Origin of the sequence: Marinobacter sp., from assembly GCF_041690455.1 — a bacterium.
GTDB lineage: Bacteria > Pseudomonadota > Gammaproteobacteria > Pseudomonadales > Oleiphilaceae > Marinobacter.
In genome coordinates this window covers 1-16,202 of sequence record NZ_JAWLHI010000008.1, presented here as the reverse complement: position 1 = coordinate 16,202, position 16,202 = coordinate 1, and the positions used below count along the sequence as shown (strand labels likewise).

Sequence of the window (16,202 nt, the reverse complement as noted above, 5' to 3'; positions counted from 1 at the left end):
CCGCTGGCGACATAGTCTGTTGCCAGCGCGCCCTTTACTAGCCAGTTTCTCTGCCAACCGCTGGGCGTCCCTCAAACGGAGGCGCACTCATCATCGCTATTGCGAAGTGCGGAACTTCTGTTCAGCCCAACAGGCACTCTTTGGCTTCATTGATACGAGCCGCCAGATAGTTACTGCCACCATGGTCCGGATGCACTTTCTGCATCATCCGGCGGTGGGCCCTGATGATCTCTTCCCGGCTGGCGCCGGGCTCCAGCCCCAGGATGTCCAGGGCTTCGTTCTCGGTCAAAGGGCCGCCGGAATTGCCACTCTCGCCGGATGTTCCACTGTCACTGCTGGCCTCGTCGTCCGCCCGCCACGAGTCACCGAACCGGCGGTCCAGATAGGTTTCCAGCAGCCGGGCAGAATCTTGGTCCTGCGCCCGACAGTACCGGAGCAGCTCGAGAAATTCGCTTTCACTCAAGTCCGCCAGTTCCCGGCCGGCCATGGGACCTTTCAGGATCTTTCCGCTCATGGCTCCGGAGTCGTGATCGAGGCTCATTTCCAGAATGTCGCTGGACACACGGGACTGGTTGCCCGACTTGCCCTCTGCGCCCCCATTACCGGCCCCGGACAACAGCGACGGCAGTACTCGACGCAACAGCGGATAAAGAAACGCCAACGCGGCAAACACAAAGTGCAGTCGGCCGGTAACCGCCAGCAGAACCACGATCCCGATACCCGCGATCAGGGCCAGCTTGAGAATGGCCGGTTTGCGTTGGCTGGCCGGCTGGTTACGCAGCCAGAGCCAGGCAACAACCGACAGAACAATAACCAGAAGCGTCAGTGGCACTCAGATACCCCGGACTCATTGGCCCATCGGTGGATGATTACAAGCGCTATCTGATCTGCCAGGTCAGGCGCTTGACCTCCGGGGAGCTGCGGCTGGAAAAGTCCTGCAGGGCCTTGGCTCCCCCGGATGCATAGACCGCAACCGCGGCGATAAGATCCTTCAGAACCTGCGGACTGTTACGATCAAAGGGTGCATAGGCGCCTCCGGAGAGCTTGCTCACCTGCTGGAACACCGCCCTGGCATGAGGATCTGCACCCTCGTGAAACATGAACACCGGGGTTCGCAGCAGGCCCAGTTCTCCGGCGGCGTGGCACAGCTCGTCCACAGGTTCCTCGCAACAATCCCCGATAAAAACCACCGCCCTGACGGGCTTTGCCCGGGTTTCTTTCACAGCGTGGGCCAACACCCGGCTGATCTGGGTGAGACCTCCCCGGCAGGAAACACCGTTCATCAGATCCAGCAGCTGACCGGTCTCGGTGACAAACTTCGTGGCCTTGAATTCGCCAAAGCCACGGTAGTAACAAAGCTGGATGGCCAGCCCACCCAGATCCCTCGTCGCAAGGAATAGCTCGCTCTGCAAGTGGCAGGCCTGATCCCAGGTCGCCTCCCGGCTCGCGGTGGCATCCAGGGCAAAAATCAGCCGGCCCTGCCCACCACCTTGTTTCGGCAGCTTGCGAACTTCATTGATAAACTGGTCGATAGACTGTTTATCGGATTTGGTGCGTAGCTCTTTGTCGGACATAAGCTTCCCGAACCGCCCAGGCTGGCCACTATCTCGTTAAAAGCTTAGGGCAAAGATCAAGCCTTTCACAGGCTCGACCAATCAGCCCGCCAGCGCCGACCGCACCTTCTTGCTCAGATGACCCATATCGACCCGGCCAAGTACCTGTGGGCGCAGCTCGTTCATCACTCGCCCCATATCCTGCATACCCTGGGCATCCGTTGAACTGATGGCCATTCGAATCAGGGCGTCCAGGTCATCCTCGCTCATGGCGGCGGGCATGAATTCTTCAAGAATCACCATTTCCGCCCGCTCCTTGTCGCCCAGCTCCTCGCGACCGGCATCATCATACTGACTGGCAGCATCCCGGCGCTGCTTGAGCATCTTGTCCAGAACTTTCAAAACATCTTCATCGCTGAGCTCGCGGCGCTCATCAATCTCGATCTGTTTGACCGCAGACTGGGCCATGCGCAGGGTGGTCAGCCGGAGTTTATCCTTGCTCCGCATTGCGTCTTTTACCGCGTTGCTCAGTTGCTCCTTGAGTGATTGTTCTACCATAACCGGCCTCCTGTTCTGTGGATTAGGCTACCTCCGCGCATCATGCGAAGAGGTAGATGTAACGGGTTGGTTACCCCGAGTTTACTCCGGTGTCAGTCAGAGTTATGCACCGATCAGGCAAAATACTGCTGCATCCAGTCGAACAGTTTGCTCTCAGACATATCGTCCAAAGCCATCTGCTGGAAATCGTTGCCCACTTCATCCTCGATGGTCACGAACTGGTACAGGATAACGCCCGGCTGCTCATCATGAAGGATAAGGTTAATGCGCCGGCGGGTTCGCAAACAGTCAATCGTCATGACATCCGCAGGGATGCCGGCATCACGCATACCTCTGCGAACCTCCACAACCGGATTGATGTGCTGGTGGGTTGCCTGAATGCGGGTGTGGGCATCGCTGGCGAAGTCGGACAGGGTTTTGAGGGGATCTTCCGGCATGGGGATAGTTTCTCTGGGATCGGGACATTTTAAACGCCAAACATGGTAGCCCAATCCACAGCGTAAATGAAAAACACCCCCGAGGACGGGCCTTCAACGAGTGCACGCCAGACCGGCCTACCCGAAGGCTCTCGAAAAGGGCGTAGAATACGACTTTGCCTGACTGGACAGTCAACGAACAACAGGAACAGAGCTCTGTGGCATTCAACCGATGGGCAAGTAACTTACGCCCCCATAAGATTCCTTTCCGGCGTCGCCTTGCCCGAGCCTCCGTGGCTTTGATCTATCGGAAGGCTGAAGAGGGTGGATTCCCCTCGACTACCTCGCAGCCAGGGAGAACCAGGGCAGCCTTCCCTGGAGCACGTTGCTATTTCGCGGCATTTACCCGCTGATAGTACTGCTCGTAAGTCGGACTATAAGGCCCGGGCGGAACGCCGTTCACGCCATAGAATGCAGCCGCATTTGCCTGCCTGGTCAGTGGCAAATAGTTCGGCGCTGCCCTTTCCACCGCCGCCGTTACGGCCATGGCGAGAAGGTCCACCAACGGATTACCCGAGCTGTTGTTATCGGGGGTGTACGTCATTCTCTGGCGGGCAGTCCAGAGCTCTGCTCCATCGGCATTCACAATCCGATATTCGAAATCCACCTCCGTTGTGGTCGTCAGCAACATGTACCTGGACGTCCACTCGTGAATGGTCACGTACAGTATCGAATCTGCCTTGAACAGATTGGCCAGCTGCTCAGGCGGTGCGGCATGGACTTCGGCGGGTTCGTAATAGCCCTCGTATTCCAGCAACGTTTTCACTGTGTTTACGGGGAAAACGTAATAACCCTTCTCCGCAAGGTAGAAAGGTAACGTTGCCAGTAGTGAGGTCGTGCTCTGTACATCAGTCGACATATTGACAGGAGGCACCACCAGAATCGACTTGGGTGACGCATTGTGGAACGCATCAAGACGGTCTGGATTGCCTGTCGTGGCACAACCGGTGACCAACGCGACCACGAAAAACACGAGGGACAGCTTCAATGCTCTCATTGCCGGGCCTCCAGGTTCTCGATGAGCATGCTGAGCATCGGCCGGCTCTCGGGCCATGCATCGTATTCCATCCGGTAGAATTTGAGTGCGGCTTCAACCTCACCCTGTTCCAGCATAAAGGTGCCCGCCTCGGCAAAAAGACCCGGAGCTATCGGATGTTCAGGCGTACCCCCGGTTTCGACAAACTCCACGTAGTTTTTCAGAGCTTCCTCTTTCAGCCCGGGTTCCTGATAAACCACAAACAGCGTTTCCTGATACTGCCCCCACTCATACAACCCCTGATTACTGGCACACCCCATCAACAACACAAGCATCGACAGTGTGAAAAAGAACTTCTTAGTCATGTGTCCCTACCTTCAGAATCCTGTTAACACCGGCACCGAGATAAACCTCTTGGTGATAAACCACCTTACCGTCAGATAGAAGTTCAACCTGATGAGTGCCATCAATAATTCTCAGCAGGTTTTCACCGGCCTGGTACTGACCTACATAACCATAAGAGACCCCATCAATCCGGAGCTCATAGTATTCCGAAGCCACCGATGGCAGTTCGAATGCAATACCTGGACGGTCATCGACAACCTGAGTATTGCGTGTAGGGGATTGGACACAGGCCGTCAGGGTGAAACAGAGCAGTAATGCGAGCACAATCCTCATTGTTGCTTCTCCTTGACGCGCAGTTCGCTCAGATCATGGCCTTTCAGAGAGCCCTCAGAAATTTCGCCGACTGCCCCCTGCTCCAGAGGATCATCGCCGAACAGTCCAACGACCGTCAGTTCAGCAATTTTCTTGCCTGGCAGGGTAATTACCGTCCCGGTAGTCTGAGATTTCACTTTCTTGCCTTGTGTCTCAACAGCAAACACCATCCCTTTGTCGACACCCTGGCTCTGGCCGCCGCTGATATAAATGAGATCGCCTTCCTGGGCCAGCACATCGGCTGTCCACGGTTTTTCAAGGAACAGCCCTGTCATCTTGTCCACGGCAGCCGTAACAGCCGCGGCAATAGCCTGATCATTCAGGCTGCCGTCGTATCCTGCCGCAGAACCAAACCCCATCGTGCGGGCCTGTTCGGTCGATGAAGTACCCGATCCCGTCACAGAGGCAAAGACCCTTCCGGTCGTCACGTCAACCAACCGAAGATCCACGGTCGCGGTGGCTTCCTGCTTCTTGGAGGAGGACAAAAATCCTCGTTCGCCTGTCGTAGCGCGACCAAACTGTGTCAGCGAACCAATGACAAGGGTGTCGACGCCAATGATTGAAACTTCCTGACCGGACAGCTCCGCCTCCTTGCTCAACAGCTCAATATCCGGGCGCTCAAAAACCAGATAGCTTTCGCTGTTGGCCAAAGCCTGCAGGAACATGTCTGTTACCTTTGAACCCAGTTGATCCTCAGCGTCGGAACGAAGCAGACTCCGACCATAATTCGTTTCATTGGAAATGCGACCAACCGCAATTTTTCTTTTCAGGCTCAGCTGCTGGGGTTTGCTTTCTTCCAATGCGGCCTGCTGCGCAGCTCGCTGCTGCTCTGCGGTAACGGCCGGCTCGACTTCCGTCATCTGAGGCGTCTGGGTAGCACAGCCGGTAAGAACCCCCAACATCAGCCAGGGAAGGATTTTTTTCATTGATTGGGCTCCTTAACCTGCCAGGAACAATTGTTTCAAGAACAAGTGATAACAGTGATGAGACAGCGGAAAGGGAATGCGGACCAAGGCGCGGAGGGTGGTTCCTCTTTGAACCAGATGTCATCCCTTACATGTTGTCGTGGCAGATACTTTACAACATGGATGTGCCGAAAAAATACACCAGTATCAAAAAGCTATATATCTTTACAATTCTTGATTCCGGTCGCCTGCCGAGTCCGGGTGCACACTCCGGGGCGTAGTATTAGATCCAGATACCCAACTGATGCAAAATCAGACCATGACAACCCTCAAGCGACTTATGGCCCTGCTCACCCTCGCCGCCCTGGCCCAGACCAGCCAGGGTGCGCTTCGCTGCGGCAGCTCGCTGGTCAATGACGGAGCCTGGCCCATCGAGGTGGAGGAAAGCTGCGGGCCGGCGGACTACATCGCGGAATACCCCAGCGCGACGGTACCGGGCCTCGGCGTGGTACAGACCGAAGCGCACTGGTATTACAACCACGGCCCACAGCGCTTCATGCAAAGGTTGGTCTTTCGCAACGGCAAGCTCGCCCGCGTTGACACCTTGGGGTACGGATTCCACACCTCCGATTCACCCAGGTGCACCCCCAACATGCTCAGGCATATCAAAACCGAATATGAACTGATCGCCCGGTGCGGCGAGCCAATATCCAAGCGTCTGGAATGGCAGGCACCCCCGCTTCGAAAACGCTCGGAAACCTGGCAAACCCTGCAACCGGTGCTGATTCAGGAGTGGTTGTATGACTTCTCGGACAATCAGTTTCGACAGGTTGTCACCCTGAGAAACGGTCAGGTTGTGGACATTGAGTCCCGCCCTGGCCGGTGAGTCATCAGCGCATGTTAATCACCAACAACAACGCTGCCGCTGCCAATAACCACCCCGCCACAACAAATCACGCCACCGGTTATCGCTGCCGGCTTGCCATTGATCATCACCGTACTGGAGCCACCGGCAATAGTGCGCGGATGCGGGGGATGCTTCGGTTTGGAATGAGGTGCCAGCGGGTCCCCCATACGGGCTGCGGGTTTGCCGTTAACCAGAACATCGGGGGAGCCGGCAATGACCGGAGTGGGAGGAAAACCTTCGTGGTCGGAGCCCATGTCTCCGAGCAGAACAATTGCTTTGCTCATATCGCATCCTTGGCGTTAGCTGTCATCCTTGAAATTGCATCACAATTAACAGGGCGATCCGCGCCCCGATGATGCAGTGCAAGATCTTACCCCGAAGAGCGCAAGTAACCAACATCCGATCAATCCAAAGAGCGTGGAGACGGCTCCCTGATCACCGGCATACTATTGAACAAACGCCCGGACCATAGCAAAGTCCGAACACGATCATGATCGACATTCTCTCCAGCATAGTCACAGGCACTCGCGCATGAAACTCAACCCCTTTAACACTCGCATTGGCCTGGCGCTCGGAGGCGGTGCGGCCAAGGGTATTGCCCACATTGGCGTCCTGAAGGCGTTCGAGGAGGAACAGATCCCGATTCATTGCATTTCGGGCACCAGTGCCGGGGCACTGATCGCCAGTTATTACGCCTTCGGCCGACCGGCAGAGTCCATACTGTCGATCTGTTCAACGCTGAACCTGTCGAAGATCATCAACTTCACCTTCGAACGCGGCGGCCTGTTCAGTACCGATAATATCCGGGCGATGATCCATCGGGATCTGGGGGACTGCCGGATCGAGGATGCCGAGATCCCCCTGGCCATTTGTGCAACGGACATCGAAACCGGTGAACAGCTGGTCTTCAGAGAGGGGAACCTGGCAGACGCCGTCTGCGCATCCATGGCGGTGCCCGGCCTGTTTGTGCCGGTGGAAGTGGATGGCCGGGTCCTGGTGGACGGCGGGCTGGTCGAGAATGTCCCAATTTCGCCACTAGAAGGCATGGGCGCGGGCATTACCGTGGCCATTGATCTGAGCCATGTCAGCCGCTACCCGAAACCGCACGACACGTTTGACGTGATTACCAATGCCATCAACATTGGTATCGATTTCAATACCCGCAATCAACTGAAAAACGCAGACATCGTGGTGCCGCTGGACTTGAGCCAATACAGCCTCACCAACAACGCCAAATGTGTGGACGAGCTCTACATGGAGGGCTACCACCCCATGAAGGAAAAGATTCGCCGCCTGCTCTGGTACAAGAAGATGAATCTGGCGATTTACCTTTTGAACGCTGTCCGGAAATTGCTGCCTTTCAAGGTGCCGGAGATTATCAAAGACCTAAAACGCCAAGGGCCCGCCTGAAATCCCATCGGTCCGGATTCAGGAGTGCTACATCTCTTCAAAACCTGGCGAAGGATGACTACTGCACATCGGATGACGAGTCATCCTCTGATATAAGCAACCCGTGGCATTGAATTGTTTGCAGCTACCAGGCCCCCACCACATAACCAAGCTTCTCCGGCAGCCACAGCGCAATGCCCGGCATGAGCATCACCAACAGCAGGCTGGAGGCCATGGCGACGATAAAGACCAGCGACCAGCCAATGGTGTGTTCCAGGCGGATGTTCGCGATACGGGTGGTGACCATCAGGTTAACGGCAACCGGTGGCGTGAACTGTCCGATGGCGATGTTCATCGCCAGCAGGATGCCAAACCAGATCGGGTTCCAGCCGAAATGATTCATCAGCGGGAGCACGATCGGGATCAGGATCAGGTAGATGGAAATCGCATCCAGCAACATGCCGGCGATCAGCACCAGAATCATCACCAGGCCCAGCAGCACCCAGCCGTTTTCAGAGAGTGACAGCAGCGCATCCGCCAAGTGCTGGAAGGTCCCCAGGGTGGTGCCTGCCCAGGCGAAGATGCCGGCCAGCGCGATGATGAACATGACCACCCCGGAGGTAACAGCCGCCTCGGTCATCAGATTCCACAGGTCCCGGAGGCCCAGATTCCGGTACAGCAGACACCCGACCAACACCCCGTAAGTCACCGCGACGACGGCGGCCTCCGTGGGAGTGAACAGCCCCGAACGAAGCCCGCCCAGAATGATGACCGGTGCAAACAGCGCCGGCAGGGCTGCCTTGAAGCTGGGCCAGAACGGCGGGCGCTCGACCGTTTCCGGATCTTCCCAGCGATACTTCCTGGAGAAATACAAAGCCGGCGCCAGCAGAGACACGCCCGCCAGGATGCCGGGGAACAGCCCGGCGGCAAATAGCGCCCGAAGATCCACCCCGGGCACCACAATGGAATAAAGAATCAACGCAATGGAAGGTGGAATCAGAATCGCGGTCGACGACGAAGCCGCAATCAGCGAGGCGGAGAACGGCTGCGGGTACCCCGCCTTCTTCATGCTCGGCAACATCACCATCGCCACCGCTGCCGCATCGGCAGGACCCGAGCCACTCATGCCACCCATGATGAGGCACACCAGCACCGCGACCACCGTCAGCCCACCGTGGCGCGGGCCAATAATCGCCTGGGCGAAACGAACCAGGCTGGCAGCCACACCCGCCCGCTCGAAAATCAGCCCCGTCAGAATGAACAGGGGAATCGCAATCAACGGGTACTTGGCCACGCTGTTGTAGGTATTGGTACCGAAGGTACCCAGCATGGCGGGAGGCAGTCCGGCCACAATGCCGACAACACCGCCCACCCCCAGCGCAATGGCCACCGGCACGCCCATGATCAAGGCCAGCAGGAAGCTGGCAATCATCAACAGATCAGGACTCATGAATCGCCTCCGGATCTGTCTTGCCCCGCAGGCGGTCGATCATGTTCTGGGTCATGCGGATGATGATGGCCACCGACAACAGCGGCAGCCAGATCACATAGATCCAGTTGGGCAGCCCCAGCCCTGGCGAAAGGGACTCCCACTGGTATTCCTGCCAGGCGAACGTGCTGCCGTACCAGGTCATAATGCCCACAACGGTCACACCAGCCAGCCATTGCAGCACAAAAACCACCCGGCGTGCCCACGGCGGGAGGTAGTGCTCAATCAGTTCGATGCGGATGTGCTGGTTATGGCGCGCGGCCACCGCCGCCCCCGCAAAGGTGAGCACCACCAGACAAAACACCGAGAACTCCTCGGTGAAGGCGAACGACGCATCCGTGGCGTAGCGGACGATCACGTTGCCCAGACTAATCCCGCAGATCGCAATCAGGGCAATGGTGGCCAGCCAGGCCTCAGGGCGAAACTTGGGAGAACGGGACGGCATGGAAACTCCGTTATGGAACAAGCGCCCGCCAACGGTGGCGGGCGCGGGGCAGGTCTGACTTACTGGTTGCGGTTGGCAACAGCTTCCTGTGCCTGCTTGATGAGATCTTCACCAATCCGCGACGTCCATTTCTCATAGACGGACTTCGTAGCCTCTTTGAAGGCTTCGCGCTGCTCCGGCGTCAACTCGGTGACTTCCACGCCACGCTCCTTGATGGCGGCCAGAGTCGCGTCCACTTCGCCACGGGATTTCTCAATTTCCCACTGGCCGGCATCAATCGCCGCCTGCTTCAGCAATTCCTGATCTTCCGCGGAGAACTGGTCCCACACCTGGTTGCTGACGGCAAACACGAGCGGATCCGCCATGTAATGCCAGCGGGTCAGGTATTTCTGGCCAACCTGGTCGATACGTGCCACGTCAAAGACCGACAGCGGGTTTTCCTGGCCATCCACGGCACCGGTGGTCAGTGCCGGCTTGGCATCGGCCCAGCTCATCTGGGTGGGGTTGGCGCCCAGAGCAGTAAAGGTATCCTGAAACAGCGGAGAACCCACAACGCGGATTTTCAGCCCGTCCAGATCAGCCGGCTCATCAATGGTCAGCTTGGAATTGGACAACTCGCGGAAACCGTTCTCACCCCAGGCCAGCGGGGTCACGCCGCGTTTCTTGATGGCGGCAAAGATCGCCTCGCCCGCCTTGCCCTGGGTAATGGCATCAATGGCGGCATAATCGGGCATCAGGAACGGCAGGGAGAACAGGTTCAGTTCCGGCACCTGGGGCGACCAGTTGATGGTAGAACCGACCGCCATATCGATCAGCCCGGAACGCATGGCAGAAAACTCCTTGGTCTGATCGCCGGAGACCAGCTGGGAGTTGCTGTAAATCTTCATATTGATGCGCCCGTCAGAGCGCTCTTTCACCAACTCCACCCACTTGTCAGCAGCCTGGCCCCAGGGAAAGGCAGACGGGAGAACTGTTGAGACGGTGTATTCATCCTTGTACTCGGCGTGGGAAGCACCACTGAACAGGAACGTAGCCGCCACAGCGGCAGCCAGAAGTGTGCGACGTTTCGACATAGCGATTTCCTTCTTATTGGAGTTGTTCAGATCGCCAAACGGCAATCAGGCAGCGGACCGCCCAGCGATTATAGAAATGGCACCGGCGGGAGGCAACGAATACGACTGCTCGCGACGATTCTATCAATCGTAGTAGTAAGCTACTAAAAAACAAATCACCCCGCGCATTTCCAACTGCTGCACCCTCCCGTGCTAAAGAAAAGCGTTGTGCTACGCTTATGAAGGAATCTCCGATCGGCACGTGATAGTTCCCGCCATGGAGTTGTATGGAAGAGATGCCCTGATTATCGGAGCGCGTTTTTATCGCTACATCCATTGGATCAGGAGATGGAAAATGGAAGCCAAATCCAGTCAGGAAGAGTACAAGCAGGTTCAGAAGGATCTGCAGCAGCTTCGGGAAGATCTGGCCAATCTGACACACGCCTTAACCGAGGGTCAGAAAAACAATATCAGCAGTCTTCGGGACGAAATCCGCCGGGAAAGTCGTGAGGCATTTGATCAGGTCAAAAAAACGGGTAACGACGCACTGCACCGGGCAAAGGATGCCGGTGACAGGGCTGTTAACGAGGTTGAGCACAAGATAGAGGAGCGGCCGTTCCTCAGTATCATAATCATGTTCCTGGTGGGTGTTCTCGTTGGCAAGTTGCTCGATCGCTGACCATGCTTGATTCAGCACAGGTCAAGGGTGCGGTTCGCAAAGCTGTTGCGGCAATCACAGGATTCATTCTCGGACTGGTCTTGCTTACCGCCCTTCTGATTACCGGATTTTACCTCCTGATCCAGGCCGCCATCATGGCACTTTCTCCATACCTGGGTCAGGCCACGGCCATGGCGGTGGTTGGTTCCGGCTGTGTTCTCCTTCTCGCCGCCTTCTTCTGGCGGATGACCGCCAGCAGCTCCCCGGCAAAACGTGGCAAGCGGAAAAGTGCCGGAACGACTTCCGGCCTCGATAAGCTGCGGGAGTTCATCCGGGAAAATCCGCTGGAATCGGCCCTGACAGCGTTTGCGGTTGGCGTCGCTGAGACCTCCGACCCCCGGCTCAAAACCCTTTTGATGCAGGGCGGCATGGAGCTCATGAAACGGACCGACTCGCAGGACGGGGAGGAATCGACGGACCAAGCCTCCCAGGGTGGCGAGACCACCCGGCAATAGGGAGCCGCTGGTCCGTGCTGATGATGATTGCCCGCCACTATGCCCCACTGTCCAGAGCCTTTTTTTCACTCCGCTGACGGCAAGCTCCCGCCCAGCATGTTTTCAATCACGGCCGCATTATAGAAAGTTTCAACGCACTGGATTTTGCCTTCCCGCACACGAAACCAGACCGCAAGACGCACGTCCCCGATCGGCTCGAAGTAGGTACGGTAATCGAGGATCGCAAACACATGCTCACCGTCGGCACTGAGCTGCCGGAGGACCAGATCTTTCTGAATGGCGAACATACCGAACTGGTAGGCCAGCATGTCGTCCCGGCTCAGGAAACGCATGTTCGGCCCCACATATTCAAAACCCTCGGCAGCCAGCAAGGCCTTTGCCTCATCCAGCCGCTGGGCACGGATATCCGCGATGAACTGAGCCACAATCTCTTTCGGCTGCATGAACAAGCTCCCAACAAGATCCCTCTCCCTTGTATAGCAGAAAACAATTAAAACTTTGCTATGCAGGGCCTCTTAATTAGCGTACTGTCTATGTCGTTGGAAAGATTTAGCAAAGCATTTCACGAATAAGACCTTTTGTGTTGTCACACCTCTTGTCCTGTTTTTGATCCTGCACGTTTTTTGTTTCCCGCATATCGCTGATCGAAGATCACAACGATCTTTTGACGGCACATTAATGATTAATTTCAGGATATCTATTTATGTCTACAATTACCGGCAACGTTAAGTTCTTCAACGAAGCAAAAGGTTTTGGCTTTATTACTCGTGAAGGCGGCTCAGACGTCTTTGTTCACTACAGCTCTATTCAGGGTAGCGGCTTCAAAACTCTGGCCGAAGGTCAGGAAGTTGAGTTCAGCGTGACCCAGGGCCAGAAAGGCCCACAGGCAGAGAACGTAATTGGCCTGTAAATAACAGCCAATACGTGATGAAAAAAGGCAGCCTCAGGCTGCCTTTTTTATTGAATACCGAAAGCCGAATAAAAACAGGACAGATTTAATCCCCCAACCTGCCCCGGCTTCCGAGAAATCATTGACCACTTTTCAGGTTGATCTGCTTTGAACCTGTAGTGGAAAACTGCCCACTTTTACCTTTATCCACATACTCAACAGACCCGCCGGACTTTATAAAAGCAGCAGTCTGCTCCTCAATCTGCGCAGAAGTTAATGTAGATTTTTGAGGTTTCTTGCTCATCATATTTCCCCAAGTTAAATCCTGGCTTATTCGCCAATATTAATCGTCCATAATACCCGAAACCGGGAAAAATTGCTGAAAACAACCCAAACCAACAAATACACGGGCGCGGGGCACGCCATTACTCTACCGTGATGGTAATTTTCTCGGACATCACAGGTGGCTCGTGGGGTACGTGCTGATGATCACCCACCAGTAGCTGCAGGGTATGCTCGCCCGGCGACAACTCCACCGTAGTCTGGGTTTGCCCGCCGCCAAAATGAATATGGCGCTCATCTGCAGGAACCGGTTGATCCATCGCCGGCATATCATCTACATCCACAAGCAGGTGATGGTGGCCGGTGCGCTCGCGCTCCACACCCGCCGGAGCCACACCCATACCCTCCAGGCCGAACCTCACTGTCACCGGCGAACTTACGGTCTGCCCATCAGTTGGCGTTACAAAGTACACCGCCGCCCCTTCGGGCGCAGGCGTCGCGGCGTGGGCCCCGGCAACCAGCGTGGCAGCAAGAACTGAAGATAGGACCAATCGTTGTGTGCTGTTGATCATGCTCATGACTCACTCCTTGAATCAGCGGACTGTCTTTCAATTGTAGGACACACTTCAGAATCTTGCTGGCGCTTTACATCAACCTGGCTGATAAACAGCTCAGGGGCGGCATACATACCAGTAGTTCTGGAAGTCATGTGCGAGCTCATGCACGTCGATACTCCGAAAGCCCGCTTCACGAAAATACTCCAACGCTTTCTCCCTCCCCCACATGGCCCCCAGGCCCTCGCCACCCTGTGCCAGGGAAACCGTCATGCAGTGCATGCAGGAAACGGTGTAAAGCAACGGGCCGATCGGGTGGTCCCGGTCACTGTGATGATGGCTCGACCCCTTGATGTCCTGGGCCAGATAAACACCGTCGTCAGCGAGCGCTTTGCGGATGCCCCGCAACACTGCCAGAGGGTCCCTCTGATCGTGCACGGCATCGAAGGTGGTGATCAGATGATAAGTGCCGGGCCGATCGCTGTGTTCAAGGTCACTGACGTCAAATACCTGGAAGGTTGTGTTGTCGTTCCCGAGTGCCCTGGCTTCCTGGCTGGCATACCGGATGGCATCCCCGGATATGTCGTACCCGGTAAACTGGCTGTTCGGGAAGAGCCTGGCCAGCTTGTTCAGTGCCCGCCCCCTGCCACAACCAACGTCAAGCACCCGAATGCCTCGATCCAGACGTTCAACAAGGCCTGGCACGAGCGGGAGGATATCCGTTTCCAGGGCGGGAACAACGGACTGACCGCTGTCCTCGGCCATAACCTCGTGGAACCGCTCGAAACGATCATAGGGGACGCCCCCTCCATTGCGAAAGCAGTGAACGATGTCATCCTCCACCGAGCCAAGCAGCGGAATATACTGGGCAAACACCGCTATATTGTCTGTCGGTGACTTCCGGCACAGGCTGGCAGCGTGTTCCCTGGGCAGGTAGTAGGTGTTTCCTGCGGGATCATTCTCGACAATGTTGCCGACAGTCATCGCTCCGAGCCTTTCCCTGACGTAGCGCTCGTCCAGTCCAGCCTTTTCGGCAATCTGAGCACTGGTTGCGGCGGGCATCTCGGCCATGGTGTCAAACAGTCCGGTTCGGTGGCCGACCGAGACCATCAGAGCCAGCGCACCCGCGTTCAGTGTCTCAACCATGCGGTCGCCGAATGCCTCTACCACCGCTTGATCTGTTTCGGTGATGTCATAAGTGAGAGTCTCTGCGTTGCTTATCATGGTGCTATCCTCCTTATTAGTGTTAACGGGGTGTTTCCCGTTAAGAACAGGATGTACCTGGAGGCGAAAAGCAACCAGAGAGCACATGGTATGGTTTTGCCTGGAAGTTCCAGGTCGTTTTAAAACAATGACATACTGAGCCTTAAGCGTGCCTTTGGGCACTGGCGGTCGGGGTTCCCGCACGGAAACCATACTCAGGGTATGGTTTCCCGGAGGAGGCAGATGGAAAAAGGTCAGGCTACCCGTGATCGGTTGCTGGACATCACCGAAAAATCCGTCCTGAGGAAGGGCTTTGGTGCAACCTCCATTGAAGAAGTGATTGCCGAGGCCGGTATAACCAAGAGTGGCTTCCTTTACCATTTTTCCAACAAGAACGCGTTGGCCCACGCATTGCTGTTGCGCTATATGGCGCGTGAGGATGCCCTGCTGGATGACGTGTTTGCCCGTGGCCGGGAACTGGCTGAGGACCCTTTGCAGGGATTTCTGGTGGGGTTGAAGTTGCTGGCGGAGATCATGGAGGACCTGCCCCATGAATATCCTGGCTGCCTGGTGGCAACCTACTGTTATCAGGAAAGCCTGTTTGATCGAGATGTTCGGGAACTGAACAGGCGAATTGTCCTGAGTTGGCGAGCGCGGTTTCGCACGTTGATAGACCTGATCTACGAACGCTACGAACCCCGGGATACCATCGACCCGGATGCGTTGGCAGACATGGTGTCAACGGTCATCGAGGGAGGCCTTGTTCTGGGCCGGGCGACCGGAGAGCGGGCCCTTCTGCCCCACCAACTGATGCTGCTTCGAAGTTATATCAAGCTATTGTTCGAGCCAGGCGCCTCGCGGTAGCAGGGCGTTCCTGAGGCGTGCCACTCACACCGGCAGCCGCCGCCCAAGAAACTCAAGCTGATCCTTTATGGACTGGGCCAAGGCGTCACCCCGATACACATCAAAATGCCCGACTGGATAATGCCTTACTTCCGCGCTCGGCATTTTTTCGGCCGCTTTGGCCGCAGCTTTCGCCGGGGCGACCGTATCGCGATCACAGATCAGCACCAGGGCCGGACAGGTGACTTTGCTGGCCAAACGGGTGGGCCGGAAAAGCGGAATCGTGTAACTTACGCCCGCAGCAACGTAGTTTGACGCATTATCGGCCAACAGGGGCACATAACCCTCCTGGCAATCCTCCGCCGTCATCATGCCCAACTCCCCGGGGCGGCCCGCCGAGGCGATGTAGCGGGGAGACATCCCCAGCCCACGACGAATCCAGTCGACCGTTCCGTGCCAAGTCAGGCGCATCGCCTGCATGATGCCGGCATAACCGATTACACCCAGCAAAGAGGCCAGACCATCCATCATCGGGCATTGGGAGATAATGCACTGCACGTTGCCATCCTGCGCTGCGACAGCAATTACAAGCCCGCCAGAAAAAGACGTACCCCACAGGCAAATTCGGCTTCCATCGACACGATCCAGCTGCCGCGCAAAATCCAGTGCCGCCAGCCAGTCCGCCACTTCCTTGCTGGGGCTCAGGGTCTGGCGTGGCTGGCCATCACTGTCCCCAAAATGGCGGTAGTCAAAGGCAAAGACCGCATAGCCCGCCTTGCAGAAGGCTTCTT

At 56.5% G+C, this 16,202-nt stretch carries 23 protein-coding genes; 6 read left to right on the top strand and 17 right to left on the bottom strand.

The genetic code is table 11. The features are described from left to right. Positions 1–121 precede the first annotated feature (121 nt). The 8 genes from ACESMW_RS03045 to ACESMW_RS03010 all read right to left on the bottom strand — a co-directional run bounded on the left by ACESMW_RS03045 (position 122) and on the right by ACESMW_RS03010 (position 5,206). A complete protein-coding gene (locus tag ACESMW_RS03045) occupies positions 122–832 on the bottom strand; it encodes a DnaJ domain-containing protein (RefSeq protein ID WP_372985605.1) in 711 nt (236 codons plus the stop codon). Positions 833–878: 46 nt separating this feature from the next. After that, complete coding sequence (locus ACESMW_RS03040; protein ID WP_372985604.1) at positions 879–1,574, bottom strand: VWA domain-containing protein; 696 nt, start codon at positions 1,572–1,574, stop codon at positions 879–881. 81 nt (positions 1,575–1,655) lie between these two features. Further along, entirely contained in the window at positions 1,656–2,111 is a 456-nt protein-coding gene (locus ACESMW_RS03035) for a GatB/YqeY domain-containing protein (protein ID WP_372985603.1), read from the bottom strand. Between the two features lie 113 nt (positions 2,112–2,224). After that, positions 2,225–2,548, bottom strand: coding sequence for a hypothetical protein (locus ACESMW_RS03030; protein ID WP_372985602.1), 324 nt, complete (start codon positions 2,546–2,548; stop codon positions 2,225–2,227). A 367-nt stretch (positions 2,549–2,915) separates the two neighbouring features. Then, a complete protein-coding gene (locus ACESMW_RS03025) occupies positions 2,916–3,584 on the bottom strand; it encodes a DUF799 domain-containing protein (RefSeq protein ID WP_372985601.1) in 669 nt (222 codons plus the stop codon). Beyond that, positions 3,581–3,928, bottom strand: a complete 348-nt coding sequence (locus ACESMW_RS03020) for a DUF4810 domain-containing protein (RefSeq protein WP_372985600.1) — start codon at positions 3,926–3,928, stop codon at positions 3,581–3,583. The genes ACESMW_RS03025 and ACESMW_RS03020 overlap by 4 nt, the downstream gene beginning before the upstream one ends. Continuing rightward, on the bottom strand, positions 3,921–4,241 hold the full coding sequence (locus tag ACESMW_RS03015; protein ID WP_372985599.1) for a hypothetical protein: 321 nt from the start codon (positions 4,239–4,241) through the stop codon (positions 3,921–3,923). Before ACESMW_RS03015 ends, ACESMW_RS03020 begins: the two co-directional genes overlap by 8 nt. Continuing rightward, a complete protein-coding gene (locus ACESMW_RS03010; RefSeq protein WP_372985598.1) occupies positions 4,238–5,206 on the bottom strand; it encodes a CsgG/HfaB family protein in 969 nt (322 codons plus the stop codon). The genes ACESMW_RS03015 and ACESMW_RS03010 overlap by 4 nt, the downstream gene beginning before the upstream one ends. Before the next feature lie 283 nt (positions 5,207–5,489). Here ACESMW_RS03010 and ACESMW_RS03005 point away from each other — a divergent pair, with 283 nt between their 5' ends. After that, positions 5,490–6,071 (top strand): DUF2845 domain-containing protein, encoded by a 582-nt coding sequence (locus ACESMW_RS03005; protein WP_372985597.1) that lies wholly within the window; start codon positions 5,490–5,492, stop codon positions 6,069–6,071. A gap of 14 nt (positions 6,072–6,085) precedes the next feature. Here ACESMW_RS03005 and ACESMW_RS03000 read toward each other — a convergent pair whose 3' ends face one another. Beyond that, complete coding sequence (locus ACESMW_RS03000; protein ID WP_372985596.1) at positions 6,086–6,376, bottom strand: type VI secretion system PAAR protein; 291 nt, start codon at positions 6,374–6,376, stop codon at positions 6,086–6,088. A gap of 247 nt (positions 6,377–6,623) precedes the next feature. Here ACESMW_RS03000 and ACESMW_RS02995 point away from each other — a divergent pair, with 247 nt between their 5' ends. Continuing rightward, positions 6,624–7,502, top strand: a complete 879-nt coding sequence (locus tag ACESMW_RS02995; RefSeq protein ID WP_372985595.1) for a patatin-like phospholipase family protein — start codon at positions 6,624–6,626, stop codon at positions 7,500–7,502. A 124-nt stretch (positions 7,503–7,626) separates the two neighbouring features. Here ACESMW_RS02995 and ACESMW_RS02990 read toward each other — a convergent pair whose 3' ends face one another. From ACESMW_RS02990 to ACESMW_RS02980, 3 genes are read right to left on the bottom strand one after another with little or no spacing between them, the layout of a single operon-like run. Continuing rightward, positions 7,627–8,931, bottom strand: a complete 1,305-nt coding sequence (locus ACESMW_RS02990; protein WP_343811412.1) for a TRAP transporter large permease — start codon at positions 8,929–8,931, stop codon at positions 7,627–7,629. Continuing rightward, on the bottom strand, positions 8,921–9,415 hold the full coding sequence (locus ACESMW_RS02985; RefSeq protein ID WP_372985594.1) for a TRAP transporter small permease: 495 nt from the start codon (positions 9,413–9,415) through the stop codon (positions 8,921–8,923). Before ACESMW_RS02985 ends, ACESMW_RS02990 begins: the two co-directional genes overlap by 11 nt. Positions 9,416–9,474: 59 nt before the next feature. Continuing rightward, entirely contained in the window at positions 9,475–10,488 is a 1,014-nt protein-coding gene (locus ACESMW_RS02980) for a DctP family TRAP transporter solute-binding subunit (protein WP_372985593.1), read from the bottom strand. 334 nt (positions 10,489–10,822) lie between these two features. On the opposite strand from ACESMW_RS02980, the gene ACESMW_RS02975 reads away from it, so the two are divergent. Beyond that, positions 10,823–11,146, top strand: a complete 324-nt coding sequence (locus ACESMW_RS02975) for a YqjD family protein (RefSeq protein ID WP_372985592.1) — start codon at positions 10,823–10,825, stop codon at positions 11,144–11,146. A gap of 2 nt (positions 11,147–11,148) precedes the next feature. Next, a complete protein-coding gene (locus ACESMW_RS02970; RefSeq protein WP_372985591.1) occupies positions 11,149–11,640 on the top strand; it encodes a hypothetical protein in 492 nt (163 codons plus the stop codon). 65 nt (positions 11,641–11,705) lie between these two features. Here the strand turns inward: ACESMW_RS02970 and ACESMW_RS02965 are convergent, their stop codons facing one another. Then, on the bottom strand, positions 11,706–12,083 hold the full coding sequence (locus tag ACESMW_RS02965; RefSeq protein ID WP_372985590.1) for a nuclear transport factor 2 family protein: 378 nt from the start codon (positions 12,081–12,083) through the stop codon (positions 11,706–11,708). 260 nt (positions 12,084–12,343) lie between these two features. Between ACESMW_RS02965 and ACESMW_RS02960 the strand changes: the two genes are divergently transcribed. Further along, positions 12,344–12,550 carry a cold-shock protein gene (locus tag ACESMW_RS02960; RefSeq protein ID WP_372985589.1) on the top strand — a complete coding sequence of 69 codons (207 nt, stop codon included), beginning with the start codon at positions 12,344–12,346 and terminating at the stop codon, positions 12,548–12,550. A gap of 118 nt (positions 12,551–12,668) precedes the next feature. On the opposite strand, the gene ACESMW_RS02955 is transcribed toward ACESMW_RS02960, so the two are convergent. The 3 genes from ACESMW_RS02955 to ACESMW_RS02945 all read right to left on the bottom strand — a co-directional run bounded on the left by ACESMW_RS02955 (position 12,669) and on the right by ACESMW_RS02945 (position 14,589). Further along, a complete protein-coding gene (locus tag ACESMW_RS02955) occupies positions 12,669–12,833 on the bottom strand; it encodes a hypothetical protein (protein ID WP_175497224.1) in 165 nt (54 codons plus the stop codon). 121 nt (positions 12,834–12,954) lie between these two features. Next, positions 12,955–13,389, bottom strand: a complete 435-nt coding sequence (locus tag ACESMW_RS02950; protein ID WP_372985588.1) for a DUF4399 domain-containing protein — start codon at positions 13,387–13,389, stop codon at positions 12,955–12,957. 93 nt (positions 13,390–13,482) lie between these two features. Next, positions 13,483–14,589, bottom strand: coding sequence for a class I SAM-dependent methyltransferase (locus ACESMW_RS02945; protein ID WP_372985587.1), 1,107 nt, complete (start codon positions 14,587–14,589; stop codon positions 13,483–13,485). A 222-nt stretch (positions 14,590–14,811) separates the two neighbouring features. On the opposite strand from ACESMW_RS02945, the gene ACESMW_RS02940 reads away from it, so the two are divergent. Further along, the gene (locus tag ACESMW_RS02940) at positions 14,812–15,432 is read left to right on the top strand and encodes a TetR/AcrR family transcriptional regulator (protein ID WP_372985586.1); all 621 of its coding nucleotides are present in this window, start codon (positions 14,812–14,814) and stop codon (positions 15,430–15,432) included. A gap of 24 nt (positions 15,433–15,456) precedes the next feature. Here the strand turns inward: ACESMW_RS02940 and ACESMW_RS02935 are convergent. Next, the coding region (locus ACESMW_RS02935; protein WP_372985585.1) for an alpha/beta hydrolase at positions 15,457–16,202 on the bottom strand (746 nt) is incomplete at its 5' end.

Bases quoted from the DNA above. Each gene is read 5' to 3' on its own strand.
- ACESMW_RS03040 (WP_372985604.1), bottom strand. From the start codon at position 1,574: ATGTCCGACAAAGAGCTACGCACCAAATCCGATAAACAGTCTATCGAC.
- ACESMW_RS03035 (WP_372985603.1), bottom strand. From the start codon at position 2,111: ATGGTAGAACAATCACTCAAGGAGCAACTGAGCAACGCGGTAAAAGAC.
- ACESMW_RS03030 (WP_372985602.1), bottom strand. From the start codon at position 2,548: ATGCCGGAAGATCCCCTCAAAACCCTGTCCGACTTCGCCAGCGATGCC.
- ACESMW_RS03025 (WP_372985601.1), bottom strand. From the start codon at position 3,584: ATGAGAGCATTGAAGCTGTCCCTCGTGTTTTTCGTGGTCGCGTTGGTC.
- ACESMW_RS03020 (WP_372985600.1), bottom strand. From the start codon at position 3,928: ATGACTAAGAAGTTCTTTTTCACACTGTCGATGCTTGTGTTGTTGATG.
- ACESMW_RS03015 (WP_372985599.1), bottom strand. From the start codon at position 4,241: ATGAGGATTGTGCTCGCATTACTGCTCTGTTTCACCCTGACGGCCTGT.
- ACESMW_RS03010 (WP_372985598.1), bottom strand. From the start codon at position 5,206: ATGAAAAAAATCCTTCCCTGGCTGATGTTGGGGGTTCTTACCGGCTGT.
- ACESMW_RS03005 (WP_372985597.1), top strand. From the start codon at position 5,490: ATGCAAAATCAGACCATGACAACCCTCAAGCGACTTATGGCCCTGCTC.
- ACESMW_RS03000 (WP_372985596.1), bottom strand. From the start codon at position 6,376: ATGAGCAAAGCAATTGTTCTGCTCGGAGACATGGGCTCCGACCACGAA.
- ACESMW_RS02995 (WP_372985595.1), top strand. From the start codon at position 6,624: ATGAAACTCAACCCCTTTAACACTCGCATTGGCCTGGCGCTCGGAGGC.
- ACESMW_RS02990 (WP_343811412.1), bottom strand. From the start codon at position 8,931: ATGAGTCCTGATCTGTTGATGATTGCCAGCTTCCTGCTGGCCTTGATC.
- ACESMW_RS02985 (WP_372985594.1), bottom strand. From the start codon at position 9,415: ATGCCGTCCCGTTCTCCCAAGTTTCGCCCTGAGGCCTGGCTGGCCACC.
- ACESMW_RS02980 (WP_372985593.1), bottom strand. From the start codon at position 10,488: ATGTCGAAACGTCGCACACTTCTGGCTGCCGCTGTGGCGGCTACGTTC.
- ACESMW_RS02975 (WP_372985592.1), top strand. From the start codon at position 10,823: ATGGAAGCCAAATCCAGTCAGGAAGAGTACAAGCAGGTTCAGAAGGAT.
- ACESMW_RS02970 (WP_372985591.1), top strand. From the start codon at position 11,149: ATGCTTGATTCAGCACAGGTCAAGGGTGCGGTTCGCAAAGCTGTTGCG.
- ACESMW_RS02965 (WP_372985590.1), bottom strand. From the start codon at position 12,083: ATGCAGCCGAAAGAGATTGTGGCTCAGTTCATCGCGGATATCCGTGCC.
- ACESMW_RS02960 (WP_372985589.1), top strand. From the start codon at position 12,344: ATGTCTACAATTACCGGCAACGTTAAGTTCTTCAACGAAGCAAAAGGT.
- ACESMW_RS02955 (WP_175497224.1), bottom strand. From the start codon at position 12,833: ATGAGCAAGAAACCTCAAAAATCTACATTAACTTCTGCGCAGATTGAG.
- ACESMW_RS02950 (WP_372985588.1), bottom strand. From the start codon at position 13,389: ATGAGCATGATCAACAGCACACAACGATTGGTCCTATCTTCAGTTCTT.
- ACESMW_RS02945 (WP_372985587.1), bottom strand. From the start codon at position 14,589: ATGATAAGCAACGCAGAGACTCTCACTTATGACATCACCGAAACAGAT.
- ACESMW_RS02940 (WP_372985586.1), top strand. From the start codon at position 14,812: ATGGAAAAAGGTCAGGCTACCCGTGATCGGTTGCTGGACATCACCGAA.